Origin of the sequence: Streptomyces sp. NPDC088785, assembly GCF_044750685.1 — a bacterium.
Lineage (GTDB): Bacteria > Actinomycetota > Actinomycetes > Streptomycetales > Streptomycetaceae > Streptomyces.
This window is the reverse complement of record NZ_JBIVKH010000005.1, coordinates 64036-80230: the sequence shown is the minus strand read 5'-3', so window position 1 is coordinate 80230 and position 16195 is coordinate 64036. Positions and strand designations below refer to the sequence as shown.

Annotated in this window: 18 protein-coding genes; 4 read left to right on the top strand and 14 right to left on the bottom strand. The window is 74.5% G+C overall.

Features of this window, described 5'->3' with window-relative positions; translation table 11 throughout:
• Positions 1 to 15: 15 nt before the first annotated feature.
• The 8 genes from ACIP5K_RS17500 to zapE form a co-directional block, all read right to left on the bottom strand.
• Positions 16 to 762, bottom strand: coding sequence for a peptidyl-tRNA hydrolase (locus tag ACIP5K_RS17500; protein WP_401410377.1), 747 nt, complete (start codon positions 760 to 762; stop codon positions 16 to 18).
• Positions 763 to 811: 49 nt separating this feature from the next.
• Positions 812 to 988 (bottom strand): hypothetical protein, encoded by a 177-nt coding sequence (locus tag ACIP5K_RS17495; protein ID WP_401410375.1) that lies wholly within the window; start codon positions 986 to 988, stop codon positions 812 to 814.
• Positions 989 to 1011: 23 nt separating this feature from the next.
• Positions 1012 to 1902, bottom strand: a complete 891-nt coding sequence (locus ACIP5K_RS17490; protein ID WP_401410373.1) for a polysaccharide deacetylase family protein — start codon at positions 1900 to 1902, stop codon at positions 1012 to 1014.
• 60 nt (positions 1903 to 1962) lie between these two features.
• Entirely contained in the window at positions 1963 to 2226 is a 264-nt protein-coding gene (locus ACIP5K_RS17485; RefSeq protein ID WP_401410371.1) for a WhiB family transcriptional regulator, read from the bottom strand.
• 68 nt (positions 2227 to 2294) lie between these two features.
• On the bottom strand, positions 2295 to 3179 hold the full coding sequence (locus ACIP5K_RS17480) for an ABC transporter substrate-binding protein (protein WP_401410369.1): 885 nt from the start codon (positions 3177 to 3179) through the stop codon (positions 2295 to 2297).
• A gap of 68 nt (positions 3180 to 3247) precedes the next feature.
• Positions 3248 to 4132, bottom strand: coding sequence for a PPK2 family polyphosphate kinase (locus ACIP5K_RS17475; protein ID WP_401410367.1), 885 nt, complete (start codon positions 4130 to 4132; stop codon positions 3248 to 3250).
• A gap of 54 nt (positions 4133 to 4186) precedes the next feature.
• The gene (locus ACIP5K_RS17470; RefSeq protein ID WP_401410365.1) at positions 4187 to 5611 is read right to left on the bottom strand and encodes an alkaline phosphatase PhoX; all 1425 of its coding nucleotides are present in this window, start codon (positions 5609 to 5611) and stop codon (positions 4187 to 4189) included.
• A gap of 104 nt (positions 5612 to 5715) precedes the next feature.
• Positions 5716 to 6783: a cell division protein ZapE gene (gene zapE / locus ACIP5K_RS17465; RefSeq protein ID WP_401410825.1), complete on the bottom strand. Its 1068-nt coding sequence runs from the start codon at positions 6781 to 6783 to the stop codon at positions 5716 to 5718.
• A gap of 91 nt (positions 6784 to 6874) precedes the next feature.
• On the opposite strand from zapE, the gene ACIP5K_RS17460 reads away from it, so the two are divergent.
• The 4 genes from ACIP5K_RS17460 (at position 6875) to msrB (ending at position 10243) form a co-directional block, all read left to right on the top strand.
• On the top strand, positions 6875 to 7705 hold the full coding sequence (locus ACIP5K_RS17460; RefSeq protein ID WP_401410363.1) for a pyrimidine reductase family protein: 831 nt from the start codon (positions 6875 to 6877) through the stop codon (positions 7703 to 7705).
• 133 nt (positions 7706 to 7838) lie between these two features.
• Complete coding sequence (locus ACIP5K_RS17455; protein WP_401410361.1) at positions 7839 to 8312, top strand: indole-3-glycerol phosphate synthase; 474 nt, start codon at positions 7839 to 7841, stop codon at positions 8310 to 8312.
• 111 nt (positions 8313 to 8423) lie between these two features.
• A complete protein-coding gene (gene murC, locus ACIP5K_RS17450; RefSeq protein ID WP_401410359.1) occupies positions 8424 to 9827 on the top strand; it encodes a UDP-N-acetylmuramate--L-alanine ligase in 1404 nt (467 codons plus the stop codon).
• A gap of 5 nt (positions 9828 to 9832) precedes the next feature.
• Positions 9833 to 10243, top strand: a complete 411-nt coding sequence (msrB, locus tag ACIP5K_RS17445; protein WP_401410823.1) for a peptide-methionine (R)-S-oxide reductase MsrB — start codon at positions 9833 to 9835, stop codon at positions 10241 to 10243.
• A gap of 25 nt (positions 10244 to 10268) precedes the next feature.
• Here the strand turns inward: msrB and ACIP5K_RS17440 are convergent, their stop codons facing one another.
• The 6 genes from ACIP5K_RS17440 to ACIP5K_RS17415 all read right to left on the bottom strand — a co-directional run bounded on the left by ACIP5K_RS17440 (position 10269) and on the right by ACIP5K_RS17415 (position 16191).
• Entirely contained in the window at positions 10269 to 11171 is a 903-nt protein-coding gene (locus ACIP5K_RS17440; protein WP_401410357.1) for a hypothetical protein, read from the bottom strand.
• Positions 11172 to 11203: 32 nt separating this feature from the next.
• Positions 11204 to 11632, bottom strand: coding sequence for a hypothetical protein (locus ACIP5K_RS17435; RefSeq protein WP_401410355.1), 429 nt, complete (start codon positions 11630 to 11632; stop codon positions 11204 to 11206).
• Entirely contained in the window at positions 11629 to 12339 is a 711-nt protein-coding gene (locus ACIP5K_RS17430) for a vWA domain-containing protein (RefSeq protein ID WP_401410353.1), read from the bottom strand. Before ACIP5K_RS17430 ends, ACIP5K_RS17435 begins: the two co-directional genes overlap by 4 nt.
• Before the next feature lie 14 nt (positions 12340 to 12353).
• The gene (locus ACIP5K_RS17425; protein WP_401410351.1) at positions 12354 to 13469 is read right to left on the bottom strand and encodes a lipopolysaccharide kinase InaA family protein; all 1116 of its coding nucleotides are present in this window, start codon (positions 13467 to 13469) and stop codon (positions 12354 to 12356) included.
• Complete coding sequence (locus ACIP5K_RS17420) at positions 13466 to 14461, bottom strand: serine/threonine protein phosphatase (RefSeq protein ID WP_401410349.1); 996 nt, start codon at positions 14459 to 14461, stop codon at positions 13466 to 13468. Before ACIP5K_RS17420 ends, ACIP5K_RS17425 begins: the two co-directional genes overlap by 4 nt.
• 572 nt (positions 14462 to 15033) lie before the next feature.
• On the bottom strand, positions 15034 to 16191 hold the full coding sequence (locus ACIP5K_RS17415; RefSeq protein WP_401410347.1) for a hypothetical protein: 1158 nt from the start codon (positions 16189 to 16191) through the stop codon (positions 15034 to 15036).
• Positions 16192 to 16195: the final 4 nt, after the last annotated feature.

Here is a 16195-nt window from a genome sequence, read left to right as displayed (position 1 = left end):
GGGTGCTCCGGTGTCTCACACGTGGCCGAGGTCCGGCAGCAGGCCGCCGTCTTGTGGGCCCTCGGCGACGACGGTGCACGAGCCCGGCGCGATCTCCGTGAACCCCGCGTCGCGCACCACCGGCAGCCCGGACCCGGTCAGCGCCGCCCAGCGCGCGCGGTCCCCGCACACCCGCACCGCGAGCGGGAAGCCGGCCTCGCGCCACTCCTTGCGGCGCGCCTCCGACAGCTCCCACCAGGCGAGCTGCGCGCCGTGCCCGGCCTGCGCCATGGCCTTGCCCGCGGTCATGTCCAGGTCGGGGTTGAGCCAGAGCGTCACGCCCGTCGCGGCGGGCGCGGCGGGCGGCTCGGGGTCGTCGAGATCGGTGCCGGACACCTGGAGCCGGGCCAGGTCCTTGGGCCAGCCGTCGAGCGGCACCGGCGGAAAGACGCGCACCTCGGCCCCGGCGGCCCCGGTCACCGTGATGCCGTCCAGCGCCTCGGCGCGCCGCCACTCGGCGCCCCTGGCCCGCCGCACGACCTTGCGGATCCGGGCGTCCTGCCAGTCCCGCATCGCCCGCGCCCACTCCCCGTCGCCCAGCGAGCGCTCGTCGGAGAGGATCGTCAGCACGGCACGGGCCGCCGTCTCCAGCGCGTCCGTGCGGGCCGGCGGCGCCGCCCGCTCGATCCGCACGACGAGGGGCAGCACGAACTGCGGGGCCTCGTCACGCGCGGTGGGCTCGGACCGGAAGGGGCTGTCGGTGGCGGTGTCGTCGCTGGTCACGCCCTCCAGTCTGCCAGCCCGCCGCCGCCCGCCGCCGTCCGCCGGGGAGCTAGCCGGAGCAGGCGGTGCGCTGCGCCTCCTGCCAGGCGCAGACCGGGCACAGCGTCGCGCCCTTCGTGGACTCCGGGTGCTCCGTGGGCTCCCGGCACAGGACGCACTCGGCGAACGGCCCCGCGTCGGCGGGTGCGGCGGCGGGTGCGGCGGTGGAGCGGTGGGCTGCGGTCATGCCGGCCAGCGTACGGCGGCGCGTCAGCGCTTGCGGGCCGCGGCCCCCACCAGCTCCGACACCCGCACGAACCGGTAGCCCTGCGCCCGCAGCGCCGGCACCACGTCCCGCACCACGCGCTCCGTCGTCGGCGCCGCGCTGCGCGTGCAGTGCATGACGACCACCGAGCCGGGCCGCACCCCGTCGAGCACCTGCCGGGTCACCGCCCCCGCGTCGGTCGCGAACGCGTCGCCGCTCACCACGTCCCACTGGATCGCCGTCACGCCGCTCGGGGTGAGCGCCCGCAGCGCGCCGCGGTCGTAACAGCCGCCCGGGAAGCGGAAGTAGGGCACCACGTGCCGCACCCCGGCCCTGCGGAACGCGGTGAACGCCCGCTCCACGTCCGCCCGCATCCGCGCCGCGGGCACGGTCGGCAGGCCGTAGCAGTCGCCGGTGAAGGCGTAGTGGCTGTACGAGTGGTTCGCGACCTCGAAGAGCGGGTCGCCGCCGATGTCCTCGGCCTCGGCCGGGTACTCCTCGGCCCAGCGGCCCGTCATGAAGACGGTCGCCGGGACCTTCAGGCGGCGCAGCGTCGCGATGAGCCGCGGGTTGTCGAAGCGCTCGCCCGCGGCGGCCCGCGGCCCCTGGTCGGCGGTCATGTCGGCGTCGAAGGTGAGGGCGACGGTCTTCTCCCGCGCGTCCCGGACGCCCACGTCGCCGCGGGCGCTCCTGAAGACGGGGGTGAGGCCCGAGGGCCCCGGGGCGAGCCGGGGCGGCGCGGTCGGCGCGGCCGCGGCCGAGGGGCTCGCGGCGGGCCGCCCGGCCTGCCCCGGGGGCGGGTGGCCGGGATCGCCGGAGCAGGCGGCGGTGCCGAGCGCGAGGGCGCCGAGGGCGCACGACAGGAGGGCGCGGTGTAGGGAGCGGTTGCTGATCACGCCGCGACGATAACTGTGTAAATGGGATTATTCGGTCATCGTCGCGGTTTGCTCACCCGGTCAGCGGGCCCGCACCTCCCGGCCGGTCCGGGCCCGGCGCGCCGCTCTGATCAGCCGGGCCCGCTCGCGCTCCGACGTGCCGCCCCACACGCCGTTCGTCTGGCCCGTGGCCACCGCCCAGTCGAGGCACTCGGTGACGACAGGGCACCGGCGGCAGACCTGTTTCGCGGCCTCGGCGTCCTGCACGGCGGGCCCGGCCGAACCGACCGGGAAGAACAGTTCGGGGTCCTCGTGGGTGCACGCGGCCCAGTCCAACCACTGCATTTCCGTCTCCCTCAACGGCATCAGGACTGCCGCGCGGGTGCCCCGGGCCCCAGGAGGTGAAACCTGCCTCAGCCGTCCCGGCGCAGGGCCCCGGTCAGCCGTTCGAAGAACGCGGCGTGCGCGGCCGCGCTGGCCGGCGTCTCCGGGTTCCAGGGCAGCACGGCGGCCCGCTCGGCCACGGCCGCCCAGTGGGCGTCACCGGCGTACTGCGCGGCCGGCGCCGCGTTCGCCCGGGCGTCCAGCAGGACGACGTCCGGGGCGAGAGCGGCCGCGTCGGCCCAGGTGCCGGTGTGCCAGTTGGCGCCCGGCCCCTCGGGCGGCTCGACGGTGTGCACCCCGAGTCCGGTCAGGGCGCTCAGGTCGGGCCACTTGGCGGGCCGCGCCAGGTGGACGGCGTCCGGGCCGCCGGGCGACAGGGCCAGCACCCGGGCCGTGCCCCGCGCGGACCCGGCCAGCGCCGCGAGCCCCGACTCCGCCCGGGTCAGCGCGGCCAGCGCGTCCGGGCCCTCCTCCGCGCCGAGCGAGCGGCCGAGTTCGGCGAACCGTTCCCGCACCGCGGCCAGCGTCCGCCCCTGCCCCACGTCGACGACCACGACCGGGACGTGCTCCTCCAGGTGCTTCGCCGTGTCGGGCTCGATCCCGTAGACCTGCCCGCCCCCGTAGGTGAGCGCGACCACCAGGTCCGGCCGCACGGCGAGCACGTCGTCGAGGCCGAGCCCGGCCCCCGCGCCCAGGTACGGCACCTCGTCGAGCGGCAGCGCGCCCGACTTGGCGCGGTCGGGGCTGTCCCCGTCGTGGTACGAACCGAAGATCCCCGCGGGCCGGGTCCCGAGGTCCCACAGGCTCGCCCCGGCCTGGATGTAGGCGACGACGCGCTCCGGGGTGCGGGGTGAGGCGGCCAGATGCCCGCGGTCGTCCGTGAACTCCCATGACTGTGCGGATGGTTGCTTCATGAGGGCACCCTTCCCACGCGGCGCGGCGGACATGTCCGGGCCGCCGCCGCCCGCCGGGCCGGGTGGGCTCAGTCGCCCGCGAGCAGCCGCCGCCGGCACTCCGCCACGTCGAACCGCGCCTCGGGATAGCGCGGGTCGAGGGCCTCCAGATGCTCCAGGAGCAGCGTGCTGACCGCCCAGTCGCGGTACCACTTGCGGTCGGCGGGGACCACGAACCAGGGGGCCGCGTCCGTCGAGCAGCGCTCCAGGGCGATCTCGTACGCCTCCTGGTAGGCGGGCCACAGCGCGCGGTCCTCGATGTCCCCGGGGCTGAACTTCCAGTGCTTGTCCGGGTTGTCGAGCCGTTCGAGGAGCCGGCGCCTCTGCTGCGCGTACGAGATGTGCAGGAAGCACTTCACGACGGTCACGCCGTCGTCGGCGAGAGTCCGCTCGAACCGGTTGATCTGCCCGTAGCGGCGGTTGAGCTGCGCGCGCGGGACCAGCTCCCGCACCCGGGCGGCGAGCACGTCCTCGTACTGCGACCGGTCGAAGATGCCGATCTCGCCCGGCTCCGGAAGCGCCTTGACCACGCGCCACAGGAAGGGGTGGTTCAGCTCCTGCGGGGTGGGCGCCTTGAAGGCTTTGATGCGGCAGCCCGAGGGGTTGAGCTGGCCGATGACGTGCTTGACCGTGCCGCCCTTGCCGCTGGTGTCCATCCCCTGGAGGACGAGCAGGATCCGGCGCCGGTCGCCGGCCGAGCCCGCGGCCCACAGGCGTTCCTGGAGTCCGGCCAGGCGCTCGCCGAGCGCCGCGGTGGCCGCGACCCCCGACGCCTTGTCCGCCGGGCCGCCCGGGGTGCCGGCCGGGTCGTACGCCGTCAGGTCGACGCGGTCGTCCCCGGGGACGCGCAGCAGCTCGCGCAGCGCGGGCGCCGCCTTCCGCGCCCCGCCTCTCCCGCTCTTGCCCTTCGCCACCGCGCGCCCCTCTCGGTCAGGTCCTACGATCCTGCGTCCGTCCCGGCGCCGCCGCTACTCGTGCCAGGGCCCCGTCACCGCGAAGGTCGTCCCGGGGGTGTACACGTTCACGTACATCGTGTCCCCGGCGGGGGAGAAGGTGACGCCCGCGAACTCGCCCCACGCCGGTTCCGCGGCGGTCCCGATGTTCTGCCGCCCGCGCGCCATCGGGTAGACCGCGCCCTTGCGGGTCACGCCGAAGACGTGCTGGGCGCCCTCGCCGTCCTCGCACACCATCAGGCCGCCGCCCGGCGCCAGGCAGATGTTGTCGGGCTCCTCGCCCGGCAGCTGCACGTCGGTGTCGGGGCCGAAGACGACGACGAGGGTCAGCCGCCGGGCCGACGGGTCGTAGCGCCAGATCTGGCCGAAGTGGTCGGCGGCCGAGCCCTCGCGGCTGCGCGCGTACGACGAGACGAAGTAGACGCAGCTGCCGCCCCAGTAGCAGCCCTCCAGCTTCTGGCCGTGGGTGATGCCCTTCGGCCCGAAGTCCTGGTTGCGGATCGGGGTGGTGGTGGCCAGCGGGTCGGGCACGTCGACCCATTCGACGCCGGCGAAGGAGGCGCCCGTCTCCTGCACCGCCGACAGGTCGGGCACGCCCGGCACCCGCATCGCCTGGAGCCGGCCGCCCGCGCGCAGCGAGCCGAGGCCGCCCTCGGGGCGGCGGGGCAGGAAGCGGTAGAAGAGGCCGAACGGCCTGTCGAAGGCGTCCTCGGTCTCGTACACGACCCCGCGTCCGGGGTCGACGGCGACCGCCTCGTGCTGGAAGCGGCCCATCGCGGTCAGCGGCACGGCGCCCGAGCGGCGCGGGTCGGCCGGGTCGACCTCGAAGATGAAGCCGTGGTCCTTGGTGTAGCCGTTGGTGCCGGCCCGGTCCTCGGTCTCCTCGCAGGTCAGCCAGGTGCCCCAGGGGGTGCGGCCGCCCGCGCAGTTGGTGGCGGTGCCGGCGATGCCGACCCGCTCGTCGAGGACGTCGTGGTCCCGGCCGAGCGTGAGCACCGTACAGCCGCCCTTGGCCGCGGGGTCGTACGTGAGGCCCTCCACGACCGGGACCGGGACGGCGGCGGTGACCCGGTTCTCGTGGTTGCGCACGAGGCGCACGACACGGTCGCGGCCCCGGCGGCCCGCGAAGGCGGCCATGCCGTCGTGGTTGCTCGGCACCCTGCCCTCGCCCGACCGCAGTGCGTCGCCCTCGCGCGAGAGCACCCGGTAGCGGAATCCCCGGGGGAGGTCGAGCAGCCCGGCCGGGTCCTCGACCAGGGGGCCGTACCCGGCGCGCCCCTGCGCCGCGGCCGAGCCGGCGAACAGCTCGGACAGCTCCCCGGCGAAGGCGATCCCCACCCCCAACGCGCCGGTGCGGGCCAGGATCTGACGTCGTGTCGCGGACTGCCGTGCATCAGTGGTGCGTGCGTCGTCGGTGCATGCGTCAGTGGTGCGAGACATGGGTGCAACCTCCTGTTGGCGGACAGGAACTGTGACCCGGCTGTGTCTACCACGTACGCGCGCGCTCCGGCAGACGGCCGGAGCGCCGTGTTCCTCAGGGTTCCTCAGGCCTCGACGAGCCCCTTGGCGTCCCGGGCCAGCGCGGTCAGCCGGGATATCGCGCGGAAGTACTTCTTGCGGTAGCCGCCGTTCAGCATCTCCTCGCTGAACAGCCGGTCGAACGGCTCGCCCGCCGCGAGCACCGGGATCTCCCGGTCGTAGAGCCGGTCGGCCAGCACGACCAGGCGCAGCGCCGTGGACTGGTCGGGCACGGCGGACACGTCGGTCAGGCAGACCGCCGTCAGGTCGTCCGTCAGCGCGCCGTAGCGGCTCGGGTGCACCCGGGCGAGGTGGTCCAGGAGCCGCGGGAAGCTGTCGAGGGTGGCGCCCGCGGTGGCGGACGCGGCCCGGGTGACCTGCTCCTCGGAGAACGGCGGCGGGGCCTCGGGCAGCCCCCGGTGGCGGTAGTCCTCGCCGTCGATGCGCAGCGGGCGGAAGTGCGCGGACAGGCCCTGGATCTCGCGCAGGAAGTCCGCGGCGGCGAACCGGCCCTCGCCGAGCTTGCCGGGCAGCGTGTTCGAGGTGGCGGCGAGCGCGACGCCCGACTCGACCAGGCGGCCGAGCAGGGTCGAGACGAGCACGGTGTCGCCCGGGTCGTCGAGCTCGAACTCGTCGATGCACAGCAGGCGGTGGCCGCCGAGCGTCTTCACCGTCTGCTGGAAGCCGAGGGCGCCGACCAGGTTCGTCAGCTCGACGAAGGTGCCGAACGCCTTGAGCGCGGGCTCGGCCGGGGTCGCGTGCCACAGGGAGGCGAGGAGGTGGGTCTTGCCGACGCCGTAGCCGCCGTCGAGGTAGACCCCGCGCGGTCCGGCGGGGGCGGCCGGCTTCCTGGCGAACCACTTGCGCCGGCCGGAGCCCGCGGAGTGCGCGGCGCCGAGCCCGGCGGCGAAGGAGGAGAGGACCTCGACGGCCTGGGTCTGGCTCGGCTGGTCCGGGTCCGGGAGGTAGGTGTCGAAGCGGGCCGACGCGAAGCGGGGCGGCGGCACCAGCTCCGCGACCAGGCGCTCCGCGGGGACGTGCGGCTCACGCGCGCACAGGGACTGCGGCGCGGCGGCGCCCGTCGGGGAGGGCACGGCGGACCCGTGGGCGGAGGACGACGGGGCGGGCGGCTGGCTGGAGGACGACACAACTCATCAGCTTAATGGCCGTGCCACACTGCACGTCATGCGACGCCTGTTCCCTGTGACGTACGAAACAGCAGATCACGTGGGCCGGGAGGGCGCCGGGGAAGTCCCGCGCCCCGCGGCGCCCGGCGGCCGCGAGTGGAGTCTCGACGCGCTCGCCGACGCCTACGCCTATCCGCCGGAGGCGTCCGGGCGGCCGTGGCTGCGGGCCAACATGGTCTCCACGCTGGACGGCGCCGCCCAGCACGACGGCCGCTCCCAGCCGATCTCGAACGACACCGACATGCGGATCTTCGGCACTCTGCGCGCCCTCGCCGACGTGGTGGTCGTCGGCGCCCAGACCGTCCGCCAGGAGGGGTACCGGCCCGCCCGCGCGCGCGAGGCGTTCGCCGCCCGCCGCGCCGCGGCCGGTCAGGACCCCGCCCCGTCGATCGCGGTGCTCAGCGCGCGCCTGGACCTGGACTTCTCCCTCCCGCTCTTCACCGAGCCACTGGCCCCCACGTACGTGATCACCGGCTCGGACGCCCCAGCGGGGCGGGTCGAGGCGGCCCGCGGGGCCGGCGTCGAGGTGCTGTACGCCGGGGCGGGCGCGGACGTCGAACCGGACCGCGTGGTCGCCGTCCTCGCCGAGCGCGGGCACCGGCGGCTGCTCACCGAGGGCGGGCCGCGCACGCTCGGTCGATTCATCGCGGGCGGGGTACTCGACGAGCTGTGCCTCACGGTGTCGCCGACGCTCACCGCAGGCGCCGCCCAGCGCATCGCCGGCGGCCCTGCCCTGCCCGTGCCGGAACGTTTCGAGCTGCTCTCTCTGCTGGAGGAGGACGGTTTCCTGTTCACCCGATACGGTCGGAGGCGACACGGAACGGAATGATCTGTTCCGTTTAGTCTTCGCTGGGCACACTAAAACTCGCAGACCCCGTGCGGCCACGGGGCAGGATGGTTTCCGCAGTCCGCAGGGCCCCCGTCGAAGGACGGCCCACGGTAGGAGAAGAAGGGCGCCCGTCGTGTTCACGAGCGTATTGATGATCGAGAAGGCCCTGACGTCTGCCGACGTGGAGTTCGTCACCACCTTGCACGGTGACGAGGACGTCATCTTCCACGTGCTGCTCCAGCCCCGCGGCGACCAGGCCGACCGGCTGCTGCGCGCCATCGACGACGTGGCGATGGGCGAGCTGGACGAGGCCGCCCGCGAGGGCGAGGTCCCCGAGGGCGACGAGGCGAAGGGCCCCGCCGAGCAGGCGCTCCAGGTCTCCCTGGCCGCCCTGCACCAGGCGGGCAGCGCCGCCCGGGGCCGGCTCATCGAGGACCACCCGCTGAACGCCCTCAAGGCGCTGGTCGACGAGGTGCGGGCGGACGAGGTCATCGTGCTCACCGACCCGCACTACGTCGAGGAGTTCTTCCACCGGGACTGGGCCTCGCAGGCCCGCCACAAGGTCGGCGTGCCGGTCCTGAAGCTGTTCTCGCACAGCAAGGCGTGACCCGCGCCGAACGGGGTGCGGGACGGCCGGTCCGGAGGCAATAGGCTGGGTCGGGGCCGTGGTCGGACGCCGCGGACCAGGACGCATCGGAACCTCAGGGGAGTAACACGCATGGCACCCGGCCTTCCGCATTCCAGCGCCGCCATGGAGCGACCGCACTTCATCGGCATCGGCGGCGCCGGGATGTCGGGCATCGCCAAGATCCTCGCCCAGCGCGGCGCGCGCGTGGCGGGCAGCGACGCGCGCGAGTCCGGCACCGCCGAGGCCCTGCGCGCGCTCGGCGCCACCGTGCACATCGGGCACGACGCCGCGCACGTGGCCCCCGACACCAGCTGCGTCGTGGTCTCCTCCGCGATCCGCGAGGACAACCCCGAGCTGGCCCGCGCCCGGGAGCTGGACATCCCGGTCGTGCACCGCTCCGACGCCCTCGCCTCCCTCATGGACGGCCTGCGCCCGATCGCCGTGGCGGGCACCCACGGCAAGACGACCACGACGTCGATGCTCGCCGTGTCGCTGACCTCGCTCGGCCTGAACCCCTCCTACGCGATCGGCGGCGACCTCGACGTCCCCGGCTCGAACGCGCTGCACGGCGAGGGCGACCTCTTCGTGGCCGAGGCCGACGAGTCGGACCGCAGCTTCCACAAGTACCGCCCGGAAGTCGCGATCATCCTCAACGTGGAGCTCGACCACCACGCCAACTACGCGTCGATGGACGAGATCTACGAGTCCTTCGAGACCTTCACGACGAAGATCGTCCCCGGCGGCACCCTGGTCATCGCCGCGGACCAGGCGGGCGCCGCCGAGCTGACCCGCCGCATCCGCGACACCACCTCCCTGAAGGTCGTCACGTACGGCGAGTCGGAGGCGGCCGACATCCGCATCCACAAGATCACCCCGCGCGGGCTGGCCAGCGAAGTGACGGTCCTGCTCGACGGCAAGCTGCTCACCTTCACCGTCTCCGTCCCCGGCCGCCACTACGCGCACAACGCCGTCGCGGCGCTCGCGGCGGGCGTCGCCATGGGCATCCCGTCCCGGAACCTGGCCGGCGCGCTGAAGTCCTACACGGGCGTCAAGCGGCGCCTCCAGCTCAAGGGCGAGGAGAGCGGCGTGCAGGTCGTCGACTCCTACGCCCACCACCCCACGGAGATGTCCGCGGACCTGGAGGCGATGCGCTCGGCCGTCGGTGACGCCCGGCTGCTCGTCCTCTTCCAGCCGCACCTGTTCTCCCGCACCCAGGAACTCGGCAAGGAGATGGGCGACGCCCTCGCCCTCGCCGACGCCTCGGTCGTCCTCGACATCTACCCGGCCCGCGAGGACCCGGTGCCGGGCGTCACCAGCGCCCTGATCGTCGACGCGGCCCGGGCCGCGGGCGCCGACGTGCGAGCCGCCGAGGACAAGGACGCGGCCGTCGCCGCGATCGCGGGAATGGCCAAGCCCGGGGATCTTGTTCTCACCATGGGCGCGGGCGACGTCACCGACCTCGGCCCGCGGATCCTGGACCGTCTGAAGGGATGAGCGACATGACGTACGACGTCGAGAAGCCGGACGAGCAGTGGCGCGCGGAGCTGAACCCGGCGGAGTACGCGGTGCTGCGCCAGGCCGGCACCGAGCCCGCCTTCACCGGTGAGTACACCGACACGAAGACGACGGGCGTGTACTCCTGCCGTGCCTGCGGCGCGGAGCTGTTCACGTCCACCGAGAAGTTCGAGTCGCACTGCGGCTGGCCGAGCTTCTACGACCCCAAGGACTCGGCGGCCGTGGAGCTGATCGAGGACCGGTCGCACGGCATGCTGCGGACCGAGGTGCGCTGCGCGCGCTGCGGCTCCCACCTCGGTCACGTGTTCGAGGGCGAGGGGTATGCGACCCCCACGGACCAGCGGTACTGCATCAACTCGATCTCGCTGAAGCTGGAGCCCGCGCAGGAGGGCTAGGGCCTGACCGGCGCGTCCCCGCCGGTCACCGGGGCGAGGGGTCGGGTGTCACCGTCTCCTCGCCGATCTTCTCGCCGGACTGGTAGATCGTCACCAGGTCGCCGTGGACGACGTAGCGGTACGGGCCGTTGGTCGCCTCGTAGCCGTCGCTCGTCCGCGTCGCCCGCATGGCGATGCCCGCCTCGCGGTGGTCGCTGAACTCGCCGTAGTAGTAGAGCGCCCCGGCCGTCGTGCGGCACAGCGTGATCTGCTTGTTCTCCGTGCGGTACGCGTCGACCAGCTCCGCGCCGCCGCCCGAGGACAGCGCGTCCGCCACCCGCGCCGGGCAGGCACCGGTCGCGGCCGGGCCGTCCGCGCCGCCGGTGCCGGAGTCGTGCGACGCGAAGTAGTGCTGGGCCCCGAACAGCAGCGCGCCCCCGACCGCGAGCGCGATCAGGCAGCCGCCGCAGCCGCCCGCGCTCTTCGCCGGCCGCCTCGGCGCGGGCGCCGCCCGGGGACGCCGCACGGGCGGCGGGGCCGCGGGTACCGTCGGCGGCGCCGGGGAGGCCGTGGGGACGTAGCCCGCCGCCGTCGTCGGCGGCGGGTGGAACAGGCTCTCGGCGCGCGGGCCCGGGGCGGACCTCCTGGGCGCCGGTCTCCCGGTGGCGCGCTTGGCCGGGCCCTTCCTCCGGGCGGCCGGTTTCGCCGCCGACCGCCGGCCCGCGCCGCAGACGAGGCAGGCCGTGTCGTCCCCGGTGTTGTTCGTGTCGCACCTGGTGCAGCGCCAGGCCCCGGCCGGCCGGGCCGGTGCGGGCCGCTTCACCGCGGGGCGCGGGGCGGGAGCGGGCGCCGGTGCGCGGCGCGTGCCGCCGCAGACCGCGCAGGTCGTCTCCGCCGGGACGTTGAACGTGTCGCAGTCCCCGCAGCGCCAGTTGTCCGTCGCCGCCACTCTCGGTCACCTCTCCCGGCCCGGCCGCCGCCTCACCGGGGATCGTTCTCGATCCGGTCCATGACGTGGGCGAACAGCTCGGCGGACGCCGGACCCGAGGGCGCGAGCAGCCAGTCCCGCGCCTCGTCGGGGACCTGTTCGAGCCGCGCCGCCCCGTCCTCGTCGGCGGGCCGGTCCGGCACCCCGTGGTCGTGGTGCAGCTCCGCCACGAGGTCACGCGCCTCCGGGACCTCGGCGGCGGGCACCGCGACCCGGACGACGATCAGGTCCGCCGTGTCCGGGCGGGCCGCGCGGAAGCGGAACACCAACTGCCCCTCGCCGTCCGGTGACCGGGGCCGCAGCGACGCCTCGGCGCACTCGGCGACCGCGAACTGGACGAAGGCGATGCCCGGCCACGCGAACTCCACGGCCCCCTCGGCCAGCAGGATCTCGCAGCCGGGCCAGCTCAGCTCCCGTTTCACAGGCTGTTCGCGATCGTCTCGATGATCTCGTCCATCTCGAACTCCTCCAGCCCCTCGCCCGCCTTGGACTCGAAGTGCAGGGTGAGGTCCCACTCCTCGGAGATCGGGTCCTTCCACGGGTCCTGGTCCGGCGCGAAGAGCACGAGCCGCTTCGCCGACTGCTCCATGACGGCGGTCTGGCTGCGGGCGTAGCCCCACTGCTCGAAGAGGGCGTCGATGCTGCGGGGGATGTGCGCCGGGTACGACTGCGCGGACGCGCCGACGGTGCCGAGCGGGTGCGCGGGCGCGTCCGTGAACATCACGATGACGTGCCGCCTGCGGTCCAGGCCCGTCTCCCAGCGGGAGTTGATGGCGAGGGCGAGCGCTTCGAGACCCGACTCCGGGATGTCGCCGCCGCCGCCCGCGTCGATGCCGCGCACGAACCGCTCGAAGTCCGCCGCCTGCTCCGGCAGCCGCAGGAACTCGGTCTGTTCGATCGCCGACCCCGGGTCGTCCCCGAAGTCCCGGAAGGCGATGGTCTTCAGCCGCAGCTGGCTGATCGCCTTGCCCTTCTTCGCCATCACGTCGTTCAGCCGGTCGTGGAACTGGAGGGCGCTCGCCTTCACGGTGTCGAGGACCGGGAACATGCTCCCGGTCGCGTCGATGCAGAACACGATGTCGACGGCGTACTGAAGATTGCCCTGGTACTGCTCGTTGCTGGCGTTCATGGACGACTCCTGGTTCACGGTGTGTTGCGGTCCCGGCGCCGGTCGCCGAGGTTGATGCGGACCCGGGAGGAGCGGGGCGGGCGGGGCGCGGGCGGGGCCGCCGGGTCCGGGGCGGGCGCGGCCGGCGGCGCCGGTTCGCCCGGCCGGGGCTTGCCGTTGACGCGGATCCGGCTCGTCCGCGTCGGCGTCTTCGCGGGGGCCGCCCTCCGTCCCGGCGCGGCGGTGCCGGGGCGCCGGTGGCGCAGCGCGCAGACGTCCGGGTCCGACAGCGCCTTCAGGTACGCCGCCACGCGCGGGCGGCGCCCGGGGTCACCCTGGAGCATGTCCCCCAGCAGCGCGTGGATCTCGTCCGACAGGCGGGGGTCGAGACGCAGCGGGTCGCCGCCGTCGACCGCGTCGGCCGGTGAGCCGAACCGCGCGTCGTGGCCCGGCAGTTCACCGGTCAGGTACAGGTGGGTCATCAGGCCCAGGGCGTACACGTCGACCGCGCAGGTCAGGTCCTCGGCGCGGCACGAGCCGTCCTCCCGCAGATAGCGGCGCCACTCCGGGGCGCCGTACAGCGAGTCGCCGGAGATGTCCGCGGGCGCGGGCGGCTTCCCGGCCACGTACGAGTCGTCGAAGTCGATCAGCTTCGCGGTGTGGAACGCCGCGTCGTCCCGCTTCTGCACCAGCACGTTCAGCGGCTTCAGGTCGCCGTGCACCACGTCGATGTCGTGCAGCTGCGTCAGCGAGGTCCCGAGCGTCTTGAGCAGCACCATCTTCTGCCGCGGCTCCAGGGCCTGCGGCTTCTCCAGGCTGGAGGTGTCGATGCGCTCGGTGACCTTGTAGTACGTGCTCCCCTCGTGGAAGAAGTCCGTGGCGAGGACGAGATTCCCGCCGCCCCGGGCGTCGGGCCGCAGCCGCGCCATGATCGTGCGGTGCCGCTCCTCGAACTCCAGGGCGAGCTGGCGCCTGATCCGCAGGCTCGGCGTCTGCCGGGCGTCGTCCTTGGGCCGTTTCGGCTCCAGGAACTGCTTGATGAAGTACGCCGTCCCGGCCCTCTCCGCGAAGGCCCAGATGCACTTGCCGCCGCCCGCGTTGGTGGGCGCGGTGGTGATGCGGTAGCCCGCGATCACCTCTCCTTGTTTCATGCGGACTCCTCGGACGCGGGCGGCAGGTACCTCTCGTAGGCGGGGCGGTACTCCTGCCAGGTCCGCTCCTGCCACGCCTTGACCGCGGCCGCCGCCTCCCGCGGGTCGGCGCCGTCGCCCGGCGGGCCGGTCAGCGCGTCCGGCCGGTCCCGCGTCAGCCGGTCGGTGAGCTGCCGCAGCCGGGGCGCGAAGCCGGCCCGCAGGTCCGCGAAGTCCCGGTGCCCGAGCGCCAGCAGCGCGAGCGAGGCGTCGTCGGCGGTGTACGCCTGCACCTCGCGGCGCAGCAGATCCGACCAGTCGAGCGCGTGGTGCGCCTGTTCCAGCGTGCGCAGCAGCAGCCGCTCGAACTCGCCCGGCGTGTGCACGTAGCCGAAGAAGCCGTCCGTGGCGACGACCAGCACGCACGGCAGCGGCAGCGTCAGCCGCCGCGTGGCGATCTCGAACTCCCGGTCGGCGCAGACGAGGTTCGTCATCGGCGGGTCGCTGCGCAGCAGTTCCAGCGCGTCGCTCTCCCGGGTGTGGTCGCGGGTCAGCACGTGCAGCCCGCTGTCCGGCAGCAGGACGTAGGCCCGCGAGTCGCCCGTCCACAGCGGGCGCACCTCGACCTCCGTCTCGTCCCCGTCGACCTGGTAGTGCAGCCCGGCCAGCGTGGTCGGCAACTGGCGGCGCATGGTCCCGCTGATCTTGCTCTGCCGTTTCGGCGCCTGTTCGAGGAAGTACTTCACGTACGTGTGCAGGGTGTGCCCGTCGGGCTCCTGGCCCTCCCGTACGACGTCGTGGAACCAGCAGTCGGTGGCGAGCCGTGCCGCCCGCGCGCCGACCCAGGCGCCGGTCCGCGCGGTGCCGTCGGGCGCCTGCCAGGCGGGGGACGCGCCGGCGCCGCCCGAACCGTCGAAGACGGCGAGCAGTCCCTGGGTCGTGTCCCAGTGGTGGCAGACGAACGGCTCGGCGTCCTCACCGCGGCCCGCTACCCGCTCGGTCCACACGGACACCGCCTGGAGCGGGCCCCGGCCGGCGCCCCAGTACAACTGAGGCGTCGGCGGCCGCTCCGGCGGGGGCCCGTCACCGACGGCCCCGGCCACGGAGGGCCGGGGTGTCGCCGGGGGCCAGGGTGGCGGGGGCGAGGGGGGTTGCGGTTGGGGGTTCGTCGCGGGGTCGTTCGTCGGGGGCTGGCTGTTCGGGGGGTGGCCGTTTGGGGGCTGGCTGAGCGGGGGGTGACTCGTGGCGGAGGGGTCCATCGGGGGCTGGTTCATGGCGAGCCGGTCCGTCGGGGGTTGGGTCGTGGTGGGCGGGTCTACTGGGGGCTGGTTCGTCAGTGGGTGGTCGATCGGGGGTGGGGTCGTGGCGGGCTGGTTCAACGAGGGCGGGTTTAGCGGGCGCCGGTCCATCGAGGGCTGGTCCATGGCGGGGCGGCGCATGGCGGGCTGGTCTACGGCGGGCCGGTGCGTGGCGGGCTGGTCCATAGCGGACTGGTCCACGGCAGGGCGGTGCATGGCGGACTGGCCCACGGCGGACTGGTCCGTGGCGGGCCGACTCGCCGCAGGGCGGTGCGTGGCGGGCTGGTTCATCGGGGCTCCCTGCCGGGGTCGGTGGGCCGGCGGGTGGCGGTGCCGCGCACCCGGCTCACCCGCGGCGCCGACGGCTCGGCCGGGGCCTGTCCAGGCCGGTGCGGGGGAGGCGGGGTGCCGTCGGGCGGCGGCAGCGGTTCGTCCTCCGGTGGGGCGTCCGGCGCCGGGCGGCGGCCGGTGCCGCGCGGCCGGGGCCCGTCCCGCAGCACCTCGCCCCTGAGCGCGGCGGGGTCGGGAGCGGGCGCGGGCGCGTCGGGCGGATCTCCGGCGCCCGGCTCCAGGGCACGGGAGAGCGAGCCGGTGAGCCGGCCGCGCCGGGACGCCGCCCCGAACAGGCCGTCCCCGCCGCCGCGCAGTACCCGGTCCAGGACGGCGCGCTCCAGCTCGGTCTGCTCGAACGGCTCCCGGTCGGCGTCGCCGCGCTCCAGGACCATCCGCATGACCTCGCGCTCGACCTCGCGCTGTTCCGCGTCGCTCTTCTCGATCCAGGCGAGCGCGGCGCGCGGCCCCTCCTTCTCCACGATCTCCGCGATCAGGCCGTCGACGCCCTCCTCGCGGATCATCTCGACGTGCCGGGTGCGCCGCATGCGCGCGAGCCGGGTCTCCCGCTCGACCTTCCGGAACTCCCGCCCGCTGGTGGCGATCTCGTCCTCGTCGACCAGCAACTCGACGTGCACCGAACGCAGTCGCACAGCGTCGTCCCCGCCGAACACCGCCATCGCGTCGTTCAGCGCCCGCTCCGCCCGGTGGAACTCTGCGATGTCGTAGTCCCGGGCCACCTCGCGCAACGCCGTGCGCAGGAACGCGTACAGGGCGCCGCTCATGTCCCGGATGCCGCGGGCCACGATCTCCGCCGGGTCCACGACCGCGCAGACCAGGTCGACGCGGCTGCGGAAGGAGAAGGCCGGGTCCCGGCTGAGCAGCGGGATGTCCAGGACGAGCCGGTGCTCGCCGACGTCGACGGTGTGCACCGAACGGTAGGCGCCGTACCGCGCCGACGGGACGTCCTCGCCGCAGCGGACCGTCAGCGACGGGCCGCTGTCGCGCACCAGGACCAGCGCCCGGCCGGGGTCGGGCGGGCGCAGCGGGCTCGTCAGACGCCATCTGGACAGCTCGGTGACCTCCAGGACGGGGTCGTAGGTCTGTTCCCGCACGGTC